Source organism: Rariglobus hedericola (assembly GCF_007559335.1).
GTDB classification, from domain to species: Bacteria; Verrucomicrobiota; Verrucomicrobiia; order Opitutales; family Opitutaceae; genus Rariglobus; species Rariglobus hedericola.
The window spans coordinates 968,007-989,499 of sequence record NZ_VMBG01000001.1 but is presented as its reverse complement, the minus strand read 5'-3'; the positions used below and the strand labels follow the sequence as shown (position 1 = coordinate 989,499).

At 59.2% G+C, this 21,493-nt stretch carries 11 protein-coding genes; 3 read left to right on the top strand and 8 right to left on the bottom strand.

The window, feature by feature from the left end:
• Positions 1-23: 23 nt before the first annotated feature.
• Positions 24-890, bottom strand: a complete 867-nt coding sequence (locus FPL22_RS04350; protein WP_162525188.1) for a helix-turn-helix transcriptional regulator — start codon at positions 888-890, stop codon at positions 24-26.
• A gap of 120 nt (positions 891-1,010) precedes the next feature.
• Between FPL22_RS04350 and FPL22_RS04345 the strand changes: the two genes are divergently transcribed.
• Complete coding sequence (locus tag FPL22_RS04345) at positions 1,011-3,275, top strand: hypothetical protein (RefSeq protein ID WP_144228877.1); 2,265 nt, start codon at positions 1,011-1,013, stop codon at positions 3,273-3,275.
• Positions 3,276-3,466: 191 nt separating this feature from the next.
• Here the strand turns inward: FPL22_RS04345 and FPL22_RS04340 are convergent, their stop codons facing one another.
• Positions 3,467-4,828 (bottom strand): glycosyl hydrolase family 28 protein, encoded by a 1,362-nt coding sequence (locus FPL22_RS04340; RefSeq protein WP_144228876.1) that lies wholly within the window; start codon positions 4,826-4,828, stop codon positions 3,467-3,469.
• Between the two features lie 23 nt (positions 4,829-4,851).
• Positions 4,852-6,219, bottom strand: coding sequence for a glycoside hydrolase family 125 protein (locus tag FPL22_RS04335; protein ID WP_144228875.1), 1,368 nt, complete (start codon positions 6,217-6,219; stop codon positions 4,852-4,854).
• 315 nt (positions 6,220-6,534) lie between these two features.
• Between FPL22_RS04335 and FPL22_RS04330 the strand changes: the two genes are divergently transcribed.
• On the top strand, positions 6,535-7,353 hold the full coding sequence (locus FPL22_RS04330) for a PEP-CTERM sorting domain-containing protein (RefSeq protein ID WP_144228874.1): 819 nt from the start codon (positions 6,535-6,537) through the stop codon (positions 7,351-7,353).
• A 494-nt stretch (positions 7,354-7,847) separates the two neighbouring features.
• On the opposite strand, the gene FPL22_RS04325 is transcribed toward FPL22_RS04330, so the two are convergent.
• The 5 genes from FPL22_RS04325 to FPL22_RS04305 all read right to left on the bottom strand — a co-directional run bounded on the left by FPL22_RS04325 (position 7,848) and on the right by FPL22_RS04305 (position 18,410).
• Entirely contained in the window at positions 7,848-11,282 is a 3,435-nt protein-coding gene (locus FPL22_RS04325; RefSeq protein ID WP_144228873.1) for an InlB B-repeat-containing protein, read from the bottom strand.
• A gap of 86 nt (positions 11,283-11,368) precedes the next feature.
• Positions 11,369-12,112 (bottom strand): hypothetical protein, encoded by a 744-nt coding sequence (locus FPL22_RS04320; RefSeq protein ID WP_144228872.1) that lies wholly within the window; start codon positions 12,110-12,112, stop codon positions 11,369-11,371.
• A 5-nt stretch (positions 12,113-12,117) separates the two neighbouring features.
• A complete protein-coding gene (locus FPL22_RS04315) occupies positions 12,118-16,179 on the bottom strand; it encodes a hypothetical protein (RefSeq protein ID WP_144228871.1) in 4,062 nt (1,353 codons plus the stop codon).
• Between the two features lie 197 nt (positions 16,180-16,376).
• The gene (locus FPL22_RS04310; protein ID WP_162525187.1) at positions 16,377-17,396 is read right to left on the bottom strand and encodes a LacI family DNA-binding transcriptional regulator; all 1,020 of its coding nucleotides are present in this window, start codon (positions 17,394-17,396) and stop codon (positions 16,377-16,379) included.
• A 234-nt stretch (positions 17,397-17,630) separates the two neighbouring features.
• Positions 17,631-18,410 carry a carbohydrate deacetylase gene (locus tag FPL22_RS04305; protein ID WP_144228869.1) on the bottom strand — a complete coding sequence of 260 codons (780 nt, stop codon included), beginning with the start codon at positions 18,408-18,410 and terminating at the stop codon, positions 17,631-17,633.
• A gap of 284 nt (positions 18,411-18,694) precedes the next feature.
• Here FPL22_RS04305 and FPL22_RS04300 point away from each other — a divergent pair, with 284 nt between their 5' ends.
• Positions 18,695-21,454, top strand: a complete 2,760-nt coding sequence (locus tag FPL22_RS04300) for a hypothetical protein (protein ID WP_144228868.1) — start codon at positions 18,695-18,697, stop codon at positions 21,452-21,454.
• Positions 21,455-21,493: the final 39 nt, after the last annotated feature.

The window sequence follows — 21,493 nt, the reverse complement described above, 5'->3', positions numbered from 1 at the left end:
AAGGTTAAAAGGAAGAGGAAATCTTAGTGCTTTTCTTCGGTTTTCCAAGCCTGCGGGCTTAGTCCTTCCACCCGTCGGAACACTTGCGCAAAGTAGTTCGCGCTTGTGAAGCCGCAGCGCGGCGCGATCTCGCTAACCGGCAAGTTGCCCTTTCGCAACAGGGCCTTCGCGTGCTCTAGCCTCAGGCGTAGCAGTGCCGTGTTGAAATTGTCCTCGCCGGCCCGTCGAAACACTCGCGACACATGCCCCACCGAGAGGCCTAGCGCCTGCGCCGTGCTCTTCCGATTGATCGGCTCGTGCGCGTTCTCCTCCAGATATCGTAGAATCTCCCAATGCCTTGCCCGCTCCCGGGCCCGCCCATCCATCTCTGGTGCGTGCAACTGCTCGACCCACTCCCGGCACAGGACGGGCCAGAGCTCGGCGGCGGCCGCCGCCCCGCTCCACCGCTCCAGTCGCGATAGCAGCGCTCGCGTCAGCCCCGAGGGCCGCCGTGTCAGCGAGATGCCTCGCAAACGACCGCTTTGCTGGTCTCCGCTGTCCGGCTTCACCTCTGTGATCTCGCTCCACGCGAAAAAGGTCATGTCCTGTAGCAGCGTAACGCGAAAGAAACGCACCGGTCCGGTGTAATGAATATTCGAATACGTTCCAGGCGGGAAATACGCCAGTTCACCAGGCTGCATCACACGCACTGTCTCGCCGCGGGCGTCCCGCAGCCGCGCCGAGCCCGCGAGGAAAAATTTCAAAAAGGGGCGGCGCGTCAATCGGTGCCCGCCGATGCCTTCCGGCTGTCCGTGGAAATGCCAGGCGCGCGCGTCCGCACAAGGCGTCTCCGCGAGCTTCCGCATCCATTCAGCCGCCTGTTCGACCGACACCGCTTCCGACTGGGGCACGTCGCGCCAATCCCCGGCCCTATCTGGGATTCGAGAGCACATTTTCTGTAATGTGACATTTTTGATCTCCGCACCAAGCCCTATTCCCTCGCCCACTCAGGGACGCCGCTCTGCCACGCCATGACTTCCCATCCGACCCAAATCTTCCTTCACAACCCGCAGGCGCTCCGCGCCGAATTCCGTCTCGATGACGCCCGCCTCCTACTCTGGTGGTCGCCGGGTGCCGGTCATGACAATGACGCGCTGGAGCGCAATTACTCGAATCGCGACGACCATTTGGATGTTTTCGAGCGCATCGTCCTTGAGGACACGCCGCTAGATTCCTTTCGGTCGTGCGACTACGACGCCTATCGAGTTCACCTGCGCTACGCCGGCCGCGACATCGAACTCGCCACCGTGCCGGACGTGCCCGTCGTGTTGCTCACCGCCCGTCGAGGTAATCTTTGCGTCCGCTTCAAGAGCGCGCGGCACGACAGGCTTCTCGCGGCTAACGCCAGAAGTTGGGCCGTGCGTCACGAGGAGGGCGGGCGCACCTTCGAGTTCGCCGCCTGCGTCGGCGAGGGCGGGGGGGGCTTTCGCCACCAGCCGATCTTCGAGTCTGGCCGCGCCATCCATGGGCGCGTCGAACTCGCCGAGGGCCAGACGCTCTTGATCGGCGTCGGTATGGAGGGCAAGGACATCGCCGGCCGGCTTGATGACCTCGCTGCACGCTCTCTCGCCGAGATTAACACCGCCACCGACGAAAACGTCGCCAAGGATTTGACCGAGGGAACGCCGGTCTTCCGCTCCGCGCCCGATCTCGACCGGCTCTACGAGCAGACGCGTCGCTCCCTCCATGGCGCGATCGACGACTCGGGAGCGCTCCGCGCTGCGTTGAAGGACATCTATTACCTGATCTGGGTGCGCGACGGCGCCTTCTGCTTCAACTCCCAAGCCGCCGCCGGCTGGCTCCACAAGCACGTTGCGTGGTGCCGCTACCTGCTAGCTAATCCTCTAGTGATCGGTGCCGAAGAGCCCGCGCTGCCGCCGGGCAGGACCTACGGCCAACTCGTGGCACAGCGCTTTGGCAAGCTGGAAGAAGACGGCCCTTACTACGTGGTCTGGTCCGTCTTTACCGCCTGGGTCCAGACCGGCGACCCTACGCTGGTGACACCCGCGCACCTCGCCCTGCTGGAGGAGACCGTCCGCTGGACTGAGACCTATGCATTTGACGAGGGACGCGGGCTTTTCCGTGAGCGACTCGTGGACGAGAGTCCTTTCATCGGTTCCCGCGACGACGGGTGGGACGCGGCTACCGGCGATCTTCAGCGCGAAGGTGGTATGCGCTTCCAAGGGCGTCAGATCCGCTGGGCCTACAGCGCCTACATGAACCTGCTCATGTTTGGAACTTACAGCATGCTTGCGGCGCTCCCTAGCGCCACCTTGGCCGCCGAATACCGAGCAAAGGCCGCGCGCCTTTGGCGTCAGCTCGCCGCCTTCCTTCCCTCCGAAGGCCTGCCACCTGCCGGCGAGTTGGTGCTCGATGACGGCTCCTGTGTGCTGGCACCTCCTTACATTCCCAAGACCGCATGCTACATTTGGGCCTTCGCCCTTCCCGGGCTCGCACCTTTGCCCAACATCGATGCGGTGCGGCTAAATCTCCTGCGCGACGTCACGGCACGGCCGCGAGGCCACTGGCTAAATGCCATCACCGCCTTGATCGCCGCAGTGGATCCGCTCGTGTGCGATGAGCAGGAACTCATTCGCGCGATCCATTACATCGCTGCCCAAGGGCAGCGTTCCGGAAAATATCTGCCCATGCCTGGCACTCTGCCGGAAAAATACGACGCCCCAGAGGGCATTCCCTACGACGACATCCGCCCGCAGGCCTTTTCGCAGAGTTCCTACCTCGCTGCCTGCACCAGCCTCGGCGTGCGACGACTGCCCTTCGGTCTTGCGGTCCGACCGACTCGATTCATGGAAAAGCTCTCCGCCTACGCTTGGGGCGAGAGCCGCATTGACTTCGTGTTCGGTGCAAATCACGAGGGCGTGTGCATCGACGGCTTTCCCCTCGTCGGCTCGTTGCAGCTACCTGCAGAATCGCTGTCTCCTGGGCGTGTCGTCGTTTCTGTAGGATCATTACCAGCCAGCCCCGTGCTGGCCCGGTCCAACCTCGCTCTTCATCGAGCCATCGCGGAAAGCGACGCCGTCTGCTACGATCTTGAGTCCTTCGGCTTCGGCGAACTTGTCTTCACCCGCCGCCTGCGTTCTTTGAGTCTCTCTCCAATCGAAGGCAGTGAACATCCCGAGTCCAACGTCGCCATCGCTTGGACTGAGGAGAGCGGTCTGCATGTCGCCCGATTTGAGGGCGTCGGGCGCTTCCGCGCCACGGCCATTCTGGTCTGAAGCTCCTTGCCACTGATTCTTATAAACAAGAGGGGCGTGGCATCCATTTGCATAGCGTTAGAGTCGCATGGCTCCTCTGCGGCGACACCGAAATGCGGGCGACCGGACACGGTCCTTTCGCATCAAGGTTCGTCTAGATGGGCATCGCGGTTTTTGAGTAGTTGTCCGGACCAGTCTAGGGCTGGCTAAGACTAAATACCGCCCGATTTGAGGATGTCACTTGAGGCTTCCCGAACAAGTTGAAGCCCGTGGCAGTGACGGGTGTTGATTTCCAATTCGTCGAGGTGGAGCACAGTGCGGTCATCGATGATAAAATTTTCTATGATTACATTCTCAATGGTATGTTCGGCATCCCATCCGCCGATGAGCGACACGGTGTAGCCGAGATTGTAAGGCGTGCGTGTCCAGTGGATATTCCGGAGGGTGATATTACGTATGCGACCGCGTTCGAGATCGGTGCTGTAACGCGAGCGCGAGATGCGGAAGTCGATCAATTTGTCGTAGCAGTGCTCAATCCGGATGTCATCGAAGAGAACATCTTCGATGAGAGCCCGGTCGTTGTTATGGAGTGAGAAGACGGCTCCTGTCCCGTGGACGTGAAGCACGTCGATATCACGAAAAGTAACTCCACGCACGTGCTCAACGGAGAGTTCATGACCAATCTCCATGGCATTGCCTCCCTGCCAGTTGGCGAGGGTGCAGTTACGAACCAGGACATTTTCGACGTTTTCGCGTCCATCGATCTGAATGGGACCGGCGCCTTTTCTCCCAAGTTCGAAGGCCTTCACGACGATACAGTCGTCGTTGTTGTGGAAGAAGGAGTCCTCGATGAGGACATCGCGTGATCCGAGAATGTCGATGCCGTCGGAGTTCATGACTTCTCCGATCTGTTTGAGGTTGCGGACGCTGGCACCAACGCAGGCGGCCAAGATGAGCATCCATGACTGGGGACGTATCATCGTGAGGTCTTCGATGAGCACGCCAGGGCAGCGTTCGAGAATGATGGAAGGGAATCCTTCGCCCGCTTCCTTGGAATAAAATGAGCCGTCAAAGATGCCATGACCGCACAGGCGGATGCCTCGCTTCCCCTTGACATGAATCCGTCCTTTGAAAACGGAGCCGCCCGGCAAGTAGAGTGTTTGATCGTCCTGAAGGGTAAGCAGCGGTGACTCGGTGATCTGGCCGGCTGGGAAGGTTATGACGCCGGGTGCGCCAGGCTCAGGTGGATTGGTCTCGGGTGGCTGGGCAAAAAGATAGAGCGGTTTGGGGCTTCGCGCGAAATCAACCGAGAGCTTCTCCGGTTTGTGAAGAATAAAACGCACGGTTTTCCCTTCGACGGAGGCGATCAGTTTTTTCGAAAGCGGGCGTAATGTAACTGCGGATACGGGCTGCACCGATGTGATTTCCACGCGAGCGGGAAAATCGGACGGGGCGAGAGCGCAAAGGGCGAAGTCGGCCACGCCCGTGGAAAGCACTTCAACAGGATGGTCGTTGATCCGAAGCGTGCAGGCGTTGGATCGGGGCAGGGATTTTGGATGGTTGTAGGTGTTCATGGAGGCCTCAAAGAGAGCGTTTCTTACGCGGGATGGGATGCCAGAAGGTGCCGGCGCTGGTGATACAAAGTGACGATGAGTTCGCCGAAAAGAGTGTTGGCCCAGGCGAACCAGTGACGGGTGAAGCGGTGGGCATCATCGCCGTGAAACGATTCGTGCATAAACCCGGTGCCGGCATGGGTGGTTTTGAGATAACGAAGACATTCAAGGATCTCCGTGTCTTCCGTTGCGGTGAGGGCCTGCATGATGAGGGCCATGGGCCAGATCGTGCCCGGGCCGGTGTGCGGGCCGCCGATTCCACGGGCGGCTTTGCCGGCGACGTATTGAGGATTGTCGGTGCTCAACAAAAAGGCGCGCGTGCGCAAGTAACGGGGGTCATCCTTTGCGCAAAAGCCGAAATAAGGCAGGGAGATGAGCGAGGGAATATTGGCATCGTCCATGAGATTGATGCCCCCAAGCCCGTCGACTTCGTAGGCCCAGATTTCGCCATGGCTCGGATGTTGGACGACGGCATGCATATCCAGCGCCCGGTTGATTTCCGTCGCGAGAGCCTTCGCTTGGGTCGCAAGTTCGGCGCAGGCGAGGGCATCGAGCAGCAGAGAGAGGTTGCGCAGGGAGACCGCCATCATGGCATTGGCGGACACCAGAAAGGGGTATGCGACTCGGTCGTCGGACGGGCGGAATCCGCAGCGGATCAATCCGCAGGTCCGGCTGGGAAGGCCGTAGCCATCGCAAGGCAGGGACTCATGCGCCTGCCCCGGTCGCACAAATGAATAGGGTGAACGCACGTTGCCATCAGGGTCGCCCGAGGCCTGTTCCACTCGAATGACGGAGAACACCGCGGCGACAGCGTGTCGCCAGTGTTCATCGAAAGGCGAGGCATCCCCGGTTGCGGCCCAATAGCCGTGTGAAAGGCGCAAGAAGTAGGCGAGGCTGTCGATCTCCCACTTGCGCTCATGGACGCCGGGGCGCATCTCCGTGTCGTCGTCTTTCCACTCGCCCAAGACTGGCTCGCGATAAAAGGCGTTGGCATAAGGATCGAGTAGAACGCCGTCTGTCTGGCGGCGGATGACGCCGGCGATTAAGGAGCGCAGCGCGATATCGGTGCGGGCGAGCGGGAGGTAGGGCCAGATTTGAGCGGCCGAGTCGCGCAACCACATCGCGGGAATATCGCCGGTGATCACATAGGTATCGGGCGATCCTTTCTCGTCGATGCGGTGATCGACCGTGGTATCGAGGGTATTGGGCAGGCAATTGGTGAACAGCCAGGCGAGTTCGGGGTCGGCGATGGCGCTCGAAACGTCCGTGATCAACGCCTCGATGGCGGCGTTCTTAAAGCGGCGCTGGTCAGGCGCGGGGCGTTGGGACGGGAGGGACGGGGATGTGGGCATGAAAAAGGGACGGAGGACAGTTCAGCAGAGCTTGCGACGGGTCTTAAGGGCACGCCGGCTGCGGCAAGGCATGAAGGGCACGCTCAACGACGCGGGCGTCAGGAACGCGCAAAACTCATGGGCGGTGTTTTGATGACATTGGCTCAGCGATCGGGCGGCCTCAATTTTGCCCTATCGGGACCCGTCCCGCCGATACGGGACAGGTCCCGAATTGGGGCCGTTGTTCTCCGCTTACTGGTCGATGAATGGTTATCAGGTAATCCGAGTGTCCAATCGGGCTTCACCTTCGTTAGCCCGGTTCCGCCCCATAATCACATGAAACTCCCCGTCATCCTCTCATGCTGCGCTTGTGCGCTCGCAGCTCCGTCCCTTGTTTGTTCTCAGGTCTTAATGATTGATTTCGGCCCGACCCCAGTCAGCGGCGCTTCGCTTACAAACAGCCCTTATCATTCAGCCGATACGGCGTTCACGGGGACCTTTTGGAATCAAGTGGAAAAAGTCGATATAGCGACAGGCAGCCTGAATTGGTCCGATGGCACGTCGGCTACAGGAGTCTCGATTAACCTCGGCAGTGTCGTGTCAACGACCTCTACCACCATAAACTTGGCAACTCAGCCTGCTACAAGCTCTGCCTTGGGAACGACGGTTGGCGGCGGCATTTACACGTCTCCTTCCGTGGGAAGGGACGCTATTTTTTCTGGCACTGCTGGCAGCACAAGTAGCACCGGCATTCAAGTAGGCGGACTCGCTGCGGGCAGCTATGACATTTACATTTCGGCTCGAAACACCAATGCCACCGGCACCACCGTATACAGTCAGGCGTTGTATGCAGGCGTTTCTTCATCGGCCGGGAACTTCGATTTCAGCGGCTATAGCAACAAGTCGCTGAATTATTCGAGCACAAGTTCCCCGACGACGTGGACGGAAGACGGTGTCTACGTAAAACTATCCATTTCATTAACCTCTGGAGACTACCTCAATATTGCCTCTGCCGGAGGTGGACAGGAATTGCGAGGCTTCCTCAACTCGATTCAAATTGTATCCACTTCGGCCGTTCCTGAACCGTCTACTTATGCGTTCATTGCCGGATTGGCCGGTCTCGTCGGCACCGTATACTGGAGGCGCCGTCGTTAATCGCACCCGCTCTAAAGATTCCAGCTACTATATATAAGCCCGATTAAGTGAAGGCGCCGCATGCATGCGGCGCCTTTGTCGTTTAGCTGGTTTGATGTCTTCTGACACGGGCGCGGGATGAGGCGGATCCGTCGGTTCCGGTGGCGGTGTGATCAGAAGTGAATTTATAAGGTGGGCTGGCGTTGACCCTGGCGGCACGGGCCGCTGGGCCGGTCGCTTTTCCCCTGACACTACTCGGTCCGATTCGATGCAGGTCCGCCCGTGGTTTCCAACGCGAAGCTTCTTTTCAACGGTAGGGCTACCCGTCTCGGTGATCCGTCCGTCGGAACATGGGTGGGACATCGATGCCACCTCAATACGGCTACAGCTTTATTTGAATACTCCCAGCCCGACCCCAGTAATCTCGTGTTGCTTCTTTTAGGATAAAAAAGCCCCCGGCGCGGGTGGGCGCCGGGGGCTGATGAAGCGACGGAGGCTTTTTTCCCGATCTCTGATTAGGGCGTGGGATTGGCCGCCATCCAATCAAGGAGTGCCTGATAGCGTGGCGACTGGTTCGTCGGCGTATCAAGTTCATCAAGAATCGTCCACCAAGCGGCCTTTGTGGGGTCGTAGCGCTGGATGAAGGCGAAGTGCACGAACAGCGAGACGTGCCCGACTTTGAGCATGTCCATATAGTTCAAATAATCGTCGTAGATCGCCGGGCTCACGAAATAATCGTGGAAGCGTGCGGAGAGCGTGGAGTCACTTAGGGCCGCATAACGACCGGAGTAGTGCTGGCCACCTTCGTAGCAGACCAACTGGAGGCCGGCCGAGCGGCACATGTTCCAATGCGCAGCGGTTTGAGTGCGTTGCACCTCGATACTGGAATCAGCAACGGCTTCCAGATCGGCCTCGGTTGGGTAGCCGTTAGCTGTAATATCGGTGGGGGTATAGTTTTTTCCGTAGTAAGGCGCGAATGCGAGCACGTCCGGCCAAGCCAAGTTGGGATTGATGGCGGGATCGGACAGGGCTGCAAGGCGTCGGGTGGTGACCACGGTGTTGGCAGCTTGGGTCGCGAGAACCCGGACTACGCGATTGGATTGACCAGTGAAGACCGCATCGAAAAGCGTCCAAATCTCCGCGGAGCGATGGGCGACGAACTTGTCTCCTGAATTGACGCCGTAGCCAAGGGCGGTGCCTTGCGTGATAGCATAACTGGTCTGGGCGAAGTCCGTGTTCCAAGTCTCGTTCGAGTATTCGATGAAGACGCGCAGTCCTGGGTCGAGCGGTGGGTAAACAGGATTGGTCTGGACGGACGTGTAGGGATTAACGCCATCGCTACCGTAACGGATCAGACGGGCGAGGTTGGTGATGAACGTGTCGTCGGCCTTGTGTGGCACGCAGACCCACATGTCAGCCTGTTGAAGATTGCACGTGGTGATCATGTGCTCGAAGGCTACGTCCCTTGTCTGGACATAGGTGGCGGGTCGGGTGCGCTGGCTCCAAGTGATCAGCTCGCTTCCATTGGTTCCGCCCCAATCCATGAAGCGCAAGGCGCTGCAGCCGAACTCGACGAGCCTGTTTTGAAGGCCGGCATGAAGTCTGTCGGTTGTATAAGTCGTGGCGTAGCCGGGGCGGATAATGCGGATGTTGCGCAGCGGATTGGCCGGATTACTACTGGTGATGCGAATAGCTAAGATCGCGCGTCTGTCTCCATGGAATGTCCCTGGCTTGGTGGATGTGGGCGTGAGGGTTGCCTGGTAGCGAGTTCCTCCGACCTGATTGTTCTGAACATCGATTTTGAAGGTGCCTTCGCCTTCCCACGTAAGCAGGTAGGTGCCGCTTTCTGGCAGCCCTGCAGTAAGGAGGGTGTGAACATCCTGAAGAACGCCGGTGGAACTCAGAAAGGGGACTTGAGTGGGCCAGCCATCGGCGTTGACTGGAATCTCGGCACTAAACCCCGTGGCGAAGGCCCCACCGCTGCCATCGTGAGTGGCGGTCAACCAGACCCGCATCTGAGAGAATAGGTCCGTGAAGGGGTAGTTTGAAACCCAGTCCTTGGGTTGGGTGAGATTGGTGCCGACGGCCATGGCGGGCGCAGGCACAGGTTCGAAGACGGCCTGCAGGCTGAGGTCCCCACTGAATGTAAGGGGGAGCGGATTTGCGCGCGGATTGCCGCCGCCTGTCCAGCCGCGGAACCAATAGCCGGCTGCCGGTGTGGCTTGAAGGACCGCGCGAGAGCCCACCTCATAGGTCGTGGTGGCGGCGGTATTGAGCGTGCCACCGGTGGTCTGGGTGAGATTGAGCGTTGCGGTCAACGCCTTGGGCACGGTCATGTAAAGGCCGAGATTGTCGTAGATATACTGACCCACGGTGTTGTCGGTGGATGCGAAGAGCGCGAGTTGGGGCAGGGCGGTGGTCACATACGTGGCGTCCACGACGGACTTAATCGTGGTAGGATCGTAGGCGGCCTCGCGAGGCTGCTGCAGGATGCCGCTGTAGAGATTGGCGGTGGTGGCGCCGGCCTTGAGCTGCCAGGTATCAGTCGCCCGGGTGTAAGTTAGCACACAATGGACGGCACGGTTACCGATTGCGTGGAGACTGCCTGTTGAGGCGTCGGCGGCAGTCCATCCGAGCAGTTCGGTGACAGTGCCGGCAAGACCGCCAGTGTAGCGGATGAACTTCAGGCGGTTCTCTGCCACGACGACCGCATAGCCAGAGCCGGCGGAGCGCACATCAGGGTCGGATGCGGCGATGACCACGCCCATGGCGTCGCCGCTGCCGTTCACCGGATTACCACCGAGGTTATTGCTAGTGAGGTTGGTGAGGTTGCCGCCGAAGGCGAACGACCACTGAATCTGCGTGGCGAGGGCGTTCCTCAAGGTGGGATTAAAGCCGCCAGAGGAGGAGGTCTGAAGGCCATTGGTAAAGCGGGCGTAGGCGAAGCGATCCGCGGAAGTCGTGCCCGGGGTGCCGCTGTCACGGATGCGATATTTTGGATCGGGATCACCGGCGACGCCGGCGGTAAAGCCGGTGGCGGGGCGCACGCTGGTCCAAGATGCGGTGTTGATGAATGAATCGGTGTAGATGGGCACTTCGACAGGCAGGGAGCTGGCGACGGTGCGCAGCGTGAGGTTGTCGAGATAGATCTGAGGAGCGGAATTGTCGGAGCTGACGGTCAGGCCCAAATTCCCCAATGATTGCCCCGTGTGCGTTCCATCTATGACCGATTGCGTGTCGGCCGCCGTGTAGGTCGTGGTGATCGGATCGGGGAAGGGGTAGGTGTAGGCGTTACCCGAGTCGATGGCAGCACCGGAGAGCGTCCATTGCTCGGTCGCGGGAACATAACGCAGGCGCACGACGATCGTCTTCGCTCCGACATTGGAGAGCCCTGTGTCACTCGGAGTAGTGGTGGTCCAGGTTATCAAAGAGGTCACCGTGCCCGCGAGGCCGCCGGAATAGCGGACTAGCGATAAGCGCTTGTTGTCGGAGACGGTGACCGCATAGCCAACACCAGCGTTGCGGAAATCGGAATTGGAGGCGGCGACTACAAAACCTTGAGCGTCGCCTGCGGAGTTGGTGACGACGCCAGCGAGCGGAGTGGCCGTGCTCGTGCCGAAGGAATTGGTGAAGGCGAAATACCACTCGAGATCGGCGGTGCTGTTCCGGAGAACGGGATTGTAGGCCCCGGAGGCGGTGAGTGCAGCGGTCTTGGCATATTGAGCATAACGAGCAGAGGCAGTCGTGCCTAGCGTGCCGTTGCCATCGCGAATGCGAATTTTGCCGTTGGCGGCGGAGCCGATGAGGCCGGCGGGCGCCGTGAGGGTCCACGCGGAGGCCGAGGTGAAACTGTCACTGAAGACGGTGACGGTCTGGGCAAAACTGCGCGAGGTGACGCAGGTGAGGGCGAGCACCGCGGCTACAAGAAGGCCGGGATTTCGTTTCATCATGTTCATGTTTTTGGGGGTTTGGGGTGGGCAAAGCCATCGTGCACACCCCACAGAAAGTGGCGTATGCACGATGGCGAAGAGGGGTATCAGTGTCGGGAGGACACTTGGGCGAGAGCGGGGGTAGGTGTTTTCGGCACCACATCATAAATCCGCGCATCACGAACAGTGAGTAGCGGAGGCTGGCCATCGCGCTGCTCGTAACGAGAGGCGAAGAGAATCAGGAGGCGCATATCCTCCCGCGGCAGGCGAAGTCTTTTGACTGGTGACTTGAAAAGCATCCCGTCCGGCTGCATAACGCCGTAAGCGAACTCAAAGGACTTTCCGTCCACCAATCCAGAGCCGCCGACGGATGACGCTTGTGACGCCAGAGTCAGGATGTTTTCCTTTACTTTGCAGTAAACGGGTTCGGACGAAAGGTTGATGAGACGCACCGTTCCCGCGGCATAAAGAGAAGAAGCGTCTTCGATGAGGCGATACGTGGTGCGACCGGACTGGTCGTAGAAAAACACAAGCAGCAACGGACCAGGAGCCGCCGGCAAGGGCACGCTGACCATAGCCATCATAGCCGTTTTCCCCTCGGCATCGACTGCCTGGCGGAATAGAATCAAGGCGTCCTTGACGGGAACTTTGTTCGCAGGGCCACGCTCGATATTTCCGACGAGAAACGGTTGGTATTTACCTTGGACGGAGAAGAAGAGGGGGGGCGGGGTATCGCCCAAGGTTAATGCGCAGATTTCGCGCAGCACAGGCGGCTCCGCAGCGTGGACCTCTTGCGGCAGAGGGCAGGCCAGAATTCCCGACAGGAGGCAGAATAGCAGGGTCGTTTTCATGGGGATCAGAGATCTTCGGGCGAGAGCCAGCGCATTGAAACGACGACAAAGCGTCGTCCGAATGCGTCGTTAGGTTTGAACCGGTCGGCTCCGGTGACGGCAGCCGGGGTAACCGGGGTAACGGTGCGTTGAACGACCGCCTCAAGCCACGCCCGTCCGGTGACTTCACCGGTGGCAGGGTTGAGGGTATCGCCGTAGGTGCGAATGAGAAAGGTGTCCCCACGGGCGGTGAGGGCCGGGCCAATCATCGAAAGAATATCGGCTTGGGTAACAAAGCCGGGGGCATGTGACATGAGTGATCCCGCCTCACCGATAGGGGCGCCGGCCAAGTGCTCGGTATCGAGATAGTGACCTACCTGCGGCAGAACCTCCATTGGGATGTTGGTGGCATTGTTGAGCTTGGTGGGATCGAGCTCGAAACGGAAAACCCGGTCGTTATTATCGACGGGCGAGATTGGATAATTGATACCGCCGTTGATGCCGGAAACATTGATAGCTCGTTGCAAAGCGCCATTGAGGCCCGCAAGACCGACAAAGGAATTGTAAGCCGAACCGCCGCCGTTGCCGTAGGTGTGAACACCATCTGTGGCATAAGCGGGGTTTTGATTACTGGTGCGAGCGGTCTGCCATGTTGATCCGGACGTGTAGGCCCCTTCAGGGGCCACCAAGCGCCGATTGATAAAATCGCCCAAGGAATAAAATGGGCCTCTCAAACGCACTTCGTCCACGATCCGTTCGGCAAGCGCCTGGATCATGCTGTCCGTTAGATACCGGAATCCGGTGAAAAGCTTGGTGTAGTTCCGATGAGTGGAGACAGCTGCAATGCTCGCGTTGTTTTTTCCTGAGAAAGTGAATTCCACGTTGCCGCCTAGAGGATCAAGCGTGCGTGAAATGGGAATGGCCGCAGCAACAGCGGCTCCAGTGCGGTCATCCGATGCGTAGCTGAGACCACGGAAGGCGATGAGCAGGGCTTTCCAAGCCTCCACCGAAGTGGAGTTGACGTTGAGCGCGCCGATATTGGTTAGATAAGCCGCGCCTGTGTTGAAATCGCGGACGTCGCCCGTTGTAAGCCCGTTGGTATTTGAAAAACGATGACGTGAATTAGGGAGCGGCTGAGAGTTGTCGAGTTCGAGGCTGCCTGATTGCGGTATGCTAGAGAGGAAGTAGCCGTCCCACAGGCTTTCGTTGAGCAGGTAAGAGTTATCTAGACCGCGGTTTTGGCTGTCGTTTGGCAAGATGCCCTGCGGGCGATAGTAGGTGGTGTCGGCTGAAAATGTGGAGCTGGTCGCACTGCCGACGGGGTAGGATTCAATGCCGGCGATCCTTGCCCGGTCGACGTAAGGGGAGGCCTCGCTGTTTCCGACCGGAAATGCAGGTTCCCACGCGAGGGGAGACAGATTGGCTTGCTGGAGCTGCCCCAAGGAGAGCAAGCGAGCGCTCGCGCGTTTGACCTGACGAAGGGGCAGCCGGTTGAGCCCGTCATTGTTGAGCCCGTTCGAAATCGTCCAAGAGATAAGCGCAAACCCTTCGGTGTCGGCACCCGTGACTTGAGATTGGTCGATGTCCCAAGCTGCTTTTTCCCCTGACTCACCTCGCATCAATTGGAGGAGAGAGAACTTGTCGGTGTTATTTGTGGACGCCCCTGCACGAGATCCTTCGAGTTTGGTATTCAGGTCGAGACTCGGTGCGGCAATGTTGTAGAGCGAAAACGCACGCACAAAGAGGGTGGATGCCTGCATACGGGTGCCTTGGCTGCTGCCGTAAAAGCTGCTTTGACTGACCGAAAACGGCTCGAGGCGGCCGCGTGTTATGCCAATCACTGCAGATGCGGGATCCCCGCTCGAAACCGTTCCCTTGGGTGTGATTTCCCACTGGTGTCGATCACGTAGGAGTCGCCAAGTGGACGGTTGATCGTAAACCATGCCCGGATTCGTTCTGACGCTGTGGGCCGGATTGCCTGGATTTCCGTTATACTCGTTGCGCCAGAGCAGGTCGCCGCCTTTGGTCGAGAGCTGCATCGACATGACGGTGGGACTGGCGATCGGACTTTGCGTGGCATAGACGCGCACCGTGTTGGAGGACGACGGCGTGGCCGTTCCGGTGCCGGAAGGATCAACAATCCGCGCGACATCGAAATAGTATGAGGCGGGAAAATCAGGAACGAAGTCGTTGAGGAGTTGCACGACCTGAGTGCCTGCATGGAGGTCAGAGGCACTCACTTTTTGGGAAGAACCGACTGTGAATATCTTCGCCTGTCCCGCTTCGAACGAAGTGGTGAACTCATAGGTCACCCAAGTGCTGTTCGGATCCGAGGGCGCTGGTGCGTAAGCATTGGCGGCGGCGGAGGGGCCGCGATCAAAAGGGGCAAATCGATAGGCGGGGCCGGTGATCGAGCTCCATGGATTCGCGGCAGAGAAATTCGCGTAAAATGTCTTGAAATTGGATGCACTGCCATCGAACCAGTCCATCCCCTGAAGCTTGTGCACGAGGTGCTTGACGTTGCTGCTATCCGTGATGGCCGTGCCGTCGGTGGCGTCTGCTGGCGTCGGGTCGGCCATGCCTTGGGTTGCGACGCCAAAATTGGCATAGGCGAAATTGTGCCTCCATTTCAGACGATAGGTGGTGGAGGAGAGACCGGCATCAAACGGGTTCCAGAGAACCACGCAGGGCAGCATGTGCATTTGGATCACGCCATTTTCGTGAGTGAACGCATAAAAAACCTGGAAGTTCGCGAGGATTGGTGCACGACCGCGGGTTACCGGCACCGTCCCCGCGAAGCCGGTTGCGGTGCTGTCGAACCACTCCTTCGCTTCGCCCCATGTTGGGATATTGGTTGCGGAGGCGATCTTGGGAAACCCGGCATTGGAGGTGCCGAAGCGTGGATCGTTGGATGCGTAGAGCGATCGGTCAAATATCGGATCGGTTGGATTAATGCCCGCGCCGGTGCCTTCGAAGAAGACGGTGAGGTCTTTTTTAAGACCGCCGATTACTGTATCCGTTAAAATACTACGCGAATAGGTGGTGAGATGGTGGAAATTATTTTTGACGGGCGCAGTGAAATTCGGGTCGATCAGCTGCAGTTGTTGGTGGACGAGGGCCTTTTCGAAGACGGGATCGTTCAACGCCACGGTGCTGCCCGAGGTATCGAAACCCGTTATCCTCTCCCAGCCGACGCGCTGGGGCACTTGGAGCCGGTTGCGATAATCTACGGAGGTTGGGTCGTTGTTGTTGAAATAAGGGTCACGGACCGAGAAGTTGGCCTTGGTGCTTTCGTCCGCCACCCAATACGCGTAGTGGCCGAGCGTGTTGTTGGAGGGATCGCTGACCGGCTGGCGGACCACCTGCACACGTCCGCTCATGCCGTCCACCGAATCAGCTGCGGCGGGGCCGGTCTTGTCGACGAGTTTGATGATGTCGTCGGCCGTGGGCGCGAGGGTGGCCACGTCCACGTCAGGCGTGAAGTAACCCGTGGGATAGGTCGTGTCGATTCGCGGATTGAAGCCAAGGCGCTCGTTGCCGCTGACGAGCCATACCGGAAGTTGGTTGCGCTTCGGCTCCCCGTATTGACTGGAGCTTGTCTGGCCGTCACGGCGCAGGCTGCTGTCGAAAACGGCAGTCCAATAAGGATTGCGATTGCCGGTGTTCCACCACGCGCGCAGGTCTGTTTCCCAATTGATACGTTCAGCAGGAGTGAGGTAGGTATTGTGCGCGGCAGTGACGGCGCGTGCGCGGTATTTGTCGAAGAGTTCCCCCGTGGCGGTGGTGACATCTTTTTTTGGATACACAGCGGTCGCCGGCGCGGTCACCCGCTGGTCGGGGCCGGCATGTTTCTGCAATTCACCGAGGGCGATCTGGAGGCCCATGAGGGCATTCTGGCGGGCCTGTGCGAGTTGAATGCTGTTGCTCGCCACTTGGGTTTCCACTCGCGTGAGACTCGCCAGTGACACGAGCAGCAGCACCAGAAACGACAGAAGGGTGATAGTAATCAGCAGCGCGAAGCCTTGTTGTCCGCGCTTGCGCGTAACGGTGTGACCAGAGGGGAAGGGCGCGGCGGGGGGGAGACTCATGAAAAGGTCCGGCGTAAGGCAGAGGGCAGGGGCGGAGGCGGATTGCTCGGGTTCACGCACACAGCCAGAACTGGCTGGGCGCGCCGGGGTGGCAAGGGTGGTAAAACCCCGCTACTTCAGGAGAGAACATCAGGCGGGACAACCGCCACAATTCGGGACCTGTCCCTCGTGGCAGGGACTCCGGCAAGCTTGAGAAATTATGCGGACGCGAGGTTACGTCGGGCCTTGTTGGGCAGACTCGAGCCCGGTTTCCAACGGCCGGGTATCAGCAGATGCAGGGGCTCGCGAGGCAGGCCGACGGCGCGGCGTCGGATGAATTGATCCAAGAGATGCACTGCCTCTTGGGCGACCGAGTCATTGAGCTCCTCGGTGCCGGCTATGTTAACGGTGTAGACGTCGTGCGAGGCATGCAGAGAGGCGAAGCCGATCCGGGACATGTCGATGCCCGCTTGCTTGAGGGCATAATATTGCCCGGCTGAAAAACCCAAGATGGCGTCGGGCTTGTGTCGGCGGAACCACGCGACGAGAGAAGCGTGATCGGGAAGCGGGGTGAGCAGCGGAGGGATGCGATCTTTTGTGCGCAGCTCCAGCTGGCAGGCGAGAACCGCACCGAGGCGGTCTATATCGTCTTCAACGGCGGGCGTATGCTGGGCGATGGCGGGGCCTATTCGGGAATAACCGGCCGCGCGGATGTGTCGCCAGACCACGCGCACATGATCGGTGATATCGGGTTGCACCGTGTGCAGGGGAAGCGGGTCGATCCGTCCGCAACACACCACCGGCAGCTGGGTATTGGCCAGAATGGCCTCATGGCATGAGGGATTAACCGGTGCAACAATGACACCGACATTGCCGCGATGATAAAGCACCTTCATCAGGCGTTTGCCGACACCCAGAGCCTCCGGGTCGATCATCTGGACATCATAACCGAGGGGGAATGCGTGGGCTTTTACCTGTTCGAAGGGGTTGAGACCGCCCCGAGCATTGGAGCTACGAAGGTAGGCGATCTCCAAGGTGTGCCGCCGAGACCGGGAACGCTGCATAGCGAGCGAGGAGAAAAGTGGATCGGGGCGATAGCCCATTTCCGCGGCCACCGCCTGCACCCGCCTGGCGGTGGCGGGAGAGATACCTGAAAGCCCCGCGAGAGCACGCTGCACGGTGGATTTTCCAAGTCCCAGTTTATCTGCAAGGTCACGGATGGTAGGGGCGTCAGACACGGGGAATATAAAGACGAAGCGATGGCGATGTGACAATGATGGGCTTGGCGTTACCTTTTAAAAGGGCGACCCAAGGACCTGTGAGTGCAAACGAATGACTTCGGGACCTGTCCCGATTTTCTAGCCCTAAGGCACTTGGCATTGAACAGGCTCTCACTGGCAGGATGCTTGTGGCCGTAGCACGGGTATCTTGTCCATGCCCGGAAAACGCTAACCGGATCAGCCCTTATAGTCTCAAGCCTGTTGTAAGTCCCGGTAAGTGATGGGGCGCACGTCTGCCGTGGTCAGGCCCTGCGCCAGTTCCGGATCCGATAGCGCAGTGTATTCGTCGATACGTGACAGGGCGGCTTCTCCCGGTGGTTTACCGGGCAGGGTGAGGCCAGCGAGTTCCTCACCTGCACAGGCAGGGTGAGTAACCAAGAGATAGTCGCCAGGCGCCGCGGCGTGGAGTGCCTGGCACCAAGCGGACATCCGCGATCCGGCGGGTCTGTCCTCCGGCTTGAAAGTGAGTAGGCGAGCGTCACGGGCATAAAACAGGCCCTCATCGGAGAGCAGTTCACGAATAGGTTGGGCCAGTTGCGGGCTGATCGAGGCGAACACCATGTGTTCGTCGGCGTAGCAAGGCTTGAGGCCGGCGGCGCGCACCGCCGCAATTTGCGCACGAAGCTCTGCGATGACTTCGGCAATGACCGGGGGGCGGTTGCGGTAGAGTTGGTGATTCAGGGGAAGGAATCCCTCTTCATCGACCAATGAGGGAACGTCTGAAGCGGGAAGAACGGGACCCCAACGGAGGTTGGTCCATTCGGAGTTGAGCGTCAGGTGAACACCGATCGCGAGGCGGGGCAGGTTGCGCAACCGGCGGGCGGCGTCTTCAAAAGCGGGCGTGCAGGCCATGATGCCCACGGAGCGACCGGGGCCGGTGCGGGCGGCGGCTTCGATCCCTCGGTTGGTATCGAGATTGAGACCGGCGTCATCGAGGCGAATCAGCAGGCGTTTGGTGGGAGGTGTGCTCATGGAAAAATCTGAAGGAAGAATGCGGACGAGGTGCGTGACGTTTTTTTGCGCAGGTCCCGCCCGGCCTAGGCCGGCATAGAAGAGGGCGGGCACATTGGGGCTGGCTTTAACGCTGATCTCAATTTCATGCAGGCGGGACCAGTCCCCAACACAACGGCGGGCCTCTGAAAAAGCTAAAACGGGACGGTCCCGAAACGGAGGATTTGCGAGCCTGGCGCGGCAGTGAATTGCTGGCAGGAACCGATACGCCTTTTGCGTGCAGGACTCCCACTTTTACCCCCCCCATGAAGCATTCGTTGTCATTTCCCGTCGCGGCCATCGCCTTGGCGTTTTCCATAACGGCGGGCCATGCCCAATCCAATGTGACTCTTGAAGCCAAGATCGTCGTCACCACTGAAGTCGCCCGGCCCGCGGACAAAGTCCCGCCGCTCGGAGCCAATGATTTTGGTGGACGCGGAGTCCAAGCCGCGGCTGGAAACTACATCGTCAATGCCGGCAATGAACGTCCGGTGTGGCAGAACATGCACCGCGCGGTGAAAGTCGAAGATCGCTCCTTCGAGCTGGATTCGCCTGGCGGCACCTCGTGGTATAAACTCTGGGCCGATGGCTTCCTGAGCGGGGCAAAGGTTCGCATCTATCGGATCGTGGACAAAGCGGGCGGCGCCCTCGAGGTGGCCGACAATGGACGCGTAAAGATGTTCAAGGAGATTCCAGCGGGCGCTCACGTCATTCTGGTTGGCTCCACCACGGTGATTCCTGAAGGAAAAGAAGGATTCCCCAAGGGTGGGTGGGTTGTGGATGCCCCTCCGCCGGGGAAAAAACCGAACCGCGTCTATCTCTCTGCGGATTCCCCTGAACTGAAGGAGTTCGATTACGTGGTGCTCGAAAAAGACCTCGCTGATTTTAACATGGACTGGGTTCACAACCGTGTGCGCTCGTTGCCAAATGCCTCAGTGCGTCCCCAGTGGCCTTGGACCCTCAAGCCGGAGGACACCAAACTCTCGTTTTCTTCTTACAATGGACAACCTCCCGCAGGAATGATCGAGCCGGGCGACTCGGCGTTGTTGATCGAACCCACCGCGGGCCGGACGACCATGAGCCAGACCCGTTTCATCGGTCCTGATCAAGACAAGGAGAGCCTTTACTACACACAACTCGAGCCGGGAAAAAATTACCGCCTCGAGGTTTGGCTGCGGCAGGAAGGACTCGGCGACGGCGGCAAGGTGACGTTTTTCATCAATCCGGAAAAAACTTCGGGACATGCGGGGATTCGCAGCGCGTTCACGGTCGATGGCATGTGGAAAAAATACACTTATGATTTCGTCGCTCCAGCGCGTCCCGTGGGCTCCAGACATTACGGCCCGGCCTTTTCATTCACGGGCCCCGGCAAGCTCTGGATGGATAACAGCCGGCTCTTTCGCTTCGATTCGCCCAAGGAGCTGGAGCTCCCCTATGTGCCCGATCCGGACATGCTGGCAGCGTTGGTGGCGTCCCAGCCCGCGACGGGGCCAAAAGGCACGCACCGCATCTGGGTGCTTGAGCGGGACATTACCATGGACTCGCTGCTCAGTCTGCATCCCAGCAGCCAGCTCAACCCGGGTTGGCGCACGTCAATCACCAGCCAGAACAAGGACCTGTCGCTCCCGCAGGAACTCCTGTTTGATTTTGCGACAGGCGACAGCCCGAGCACGCGCATGATGCCGCATATCGTCATGCAGCATATCCTGCACGATGAGCAGGACTGGCTGAACTTTGTCGAATACATGGCCGCGCCTTACGATGCGAAGACGGACACGCCGAAGACGAAGCCTTGGGCCTACAAACGCACCTTGCAGCGCGGCGGCAACGGCACGCCTTGGACGGATGAATTTCGCGAGGTCATTGTGGAGCTGGGCAACGAGACCTGGCACAACGGAAAGCCTGACGACTGGATCGGTTTTTCAACATTGGGAGCAGTGCACAGAGGCGGACCCGAATACGGATTGTTCGCCGATTTCCTGATCACCCAGATCAAGAGCAGTCCTTGGTGGAATAAGGCAAAGCTCGACGGCAAAATTAAGTTTAACCTAGGCAGCAATTATTCCGGCCGCGTGGAGCACGGCATGGCTCGTGGCTACGGCGAGGAGGCCATCCAACGCACTTCGCAGGCTGCCTATGTCGGTCGGGCGAACTACGTCGGTCCTAAATGGGAAACGGGAGACAAGCCATTGGCCACCTTCGATAACGATGGGTTGCTCGCGACCATCATGGGCTATCAGATTGGCGTGAAGGCGAGTCAGGAACGCACTTTCGAAGCCCAAAAGCTTTTGGCTCAAAAGGGCATTGTTTACGACTTGATCGCTTATGAAGGGGGCCCCAGCGGGTATTCGATCGATCGTGAAACACGCAAGATACCCGGCCTCGTTGAATCAGCTGAACGTTATGGTAAATCACAGGCGATGGCGGTGGCATCGCTTGACGCTTGGCTTGGCAGTTACCTGCAGGGTTGGACGTATCAGAACTACTTCAGTTTCCAGCAAGGCCAGTATTGGTCGAGTCACACCATGAGATCGGATGGATTTCGTCCACATATCTCCTGGCTTGCGATGACCCTGCGCAACAGGTTCGCCAGTGGTGCGCTCATGAAGGTCGAGACTGTGCAACTGCCGACCATAGAGCACACCGAGGGCAAAGAGACCACGGCCCAGATTCCGCTGGTTGGCGTGTATGCGATGCGGGACGGTGACCGATGGTCGGTCTTTGTGCTCTCGCGCAAGATCGATGGCCAGGCACACGGGATCGATTTCGGGGACGGCTATTCCGCGGTCTCCCTCAAGCTGCCGTTCAAGTCGGCCGCTAAGATCAGCCTCCACAAGCTCGCAGGTAATCCGCGTGCGAATAATATTACTTCGGAGGAGGTTAAAATCGAATCCTTGTCACTTAACCCGAGACAGCCGCAGTTTAACCAAAACGGCGCCTGGCAAATCAACGAGACGACCGGTGGCGACAAGAAAGGCCTGCCGCCGGCGGCGATCTTCCTCTACGTCTTCGAGGGAGTGAAATAAGCCCAAAGGCCCGACTGGAGGCGCCGTTCGCCGGCACCT

Excerpts from the sequence above, each read along its gene's own strand:
- FPL22_RS04345 (WP_144228877.1), top strand. The coding sequence starts at position 1,011 with ATGACTTCCCATCCGACCCAAATCTTCCTTCACAACCCGCAGGCGCTC.
- FPL22_RS04315 (WP_144228871.1), bottom strand. The coding sequence starts at position 16,179 with ATGAGTCTCCCCCCCGCCGCGCCCTTCCCCTCTGGTCACACCGTTACG.
- FPL22_RS04325 (WP_144228873.1), bottom strand. The coding sequence starts at position 11,282 with ATGATGAAACGAAATCCCGGCCTTCTTGTAGCCGCGGTGCTCGCCCTC.
- FPL22_RS04335 (WP_144228875.1), bottom strand. The coding sequence starts at position 6,219 with ATGCCCACATCCCCGTCCCTCCCGTCCCAACGCCCCGCGCCTGACCAG.
- FPL22_RS04330 (WP_144228874.1), top strand. The coding sequence starts at position 6,535 with ATGAAACTCCCCGTCATCCTCTCATGCTGCGCTTGTGCGCTCGCAGCT.
- FPL22_RS04320 (WP_144228872.1), bottom strand. The coding sequence starts at position 12,112 with ATGAAAACGACCCTGCTATTCTGCCTCCTGTCGGGAATTCTGGCCTGC.
- FPL22_RS04305 (WP_144228869.1), bottom strand. The coding sequence starts at position 18,410 with ATGAGCACACCTCCCACCAAACGCCTGCTGATTCGCCTCGATGACGCC.
- FPL22_RS04300 (WP_144228868.1), top strand. The coding sequence starts at position 18,695 with ATGAAGCATTCGTTGTCATTTCCCGTCGCGGCCATCGCCTTGGCGTTT.
- FPL22_RS04340 (WP_144228876.1), bottom strand. The coding sequence starts at position 4,828 with ATGAACACCTACAACCATCCAAAATCCCTGCCCCGATCCAACGCCTGC.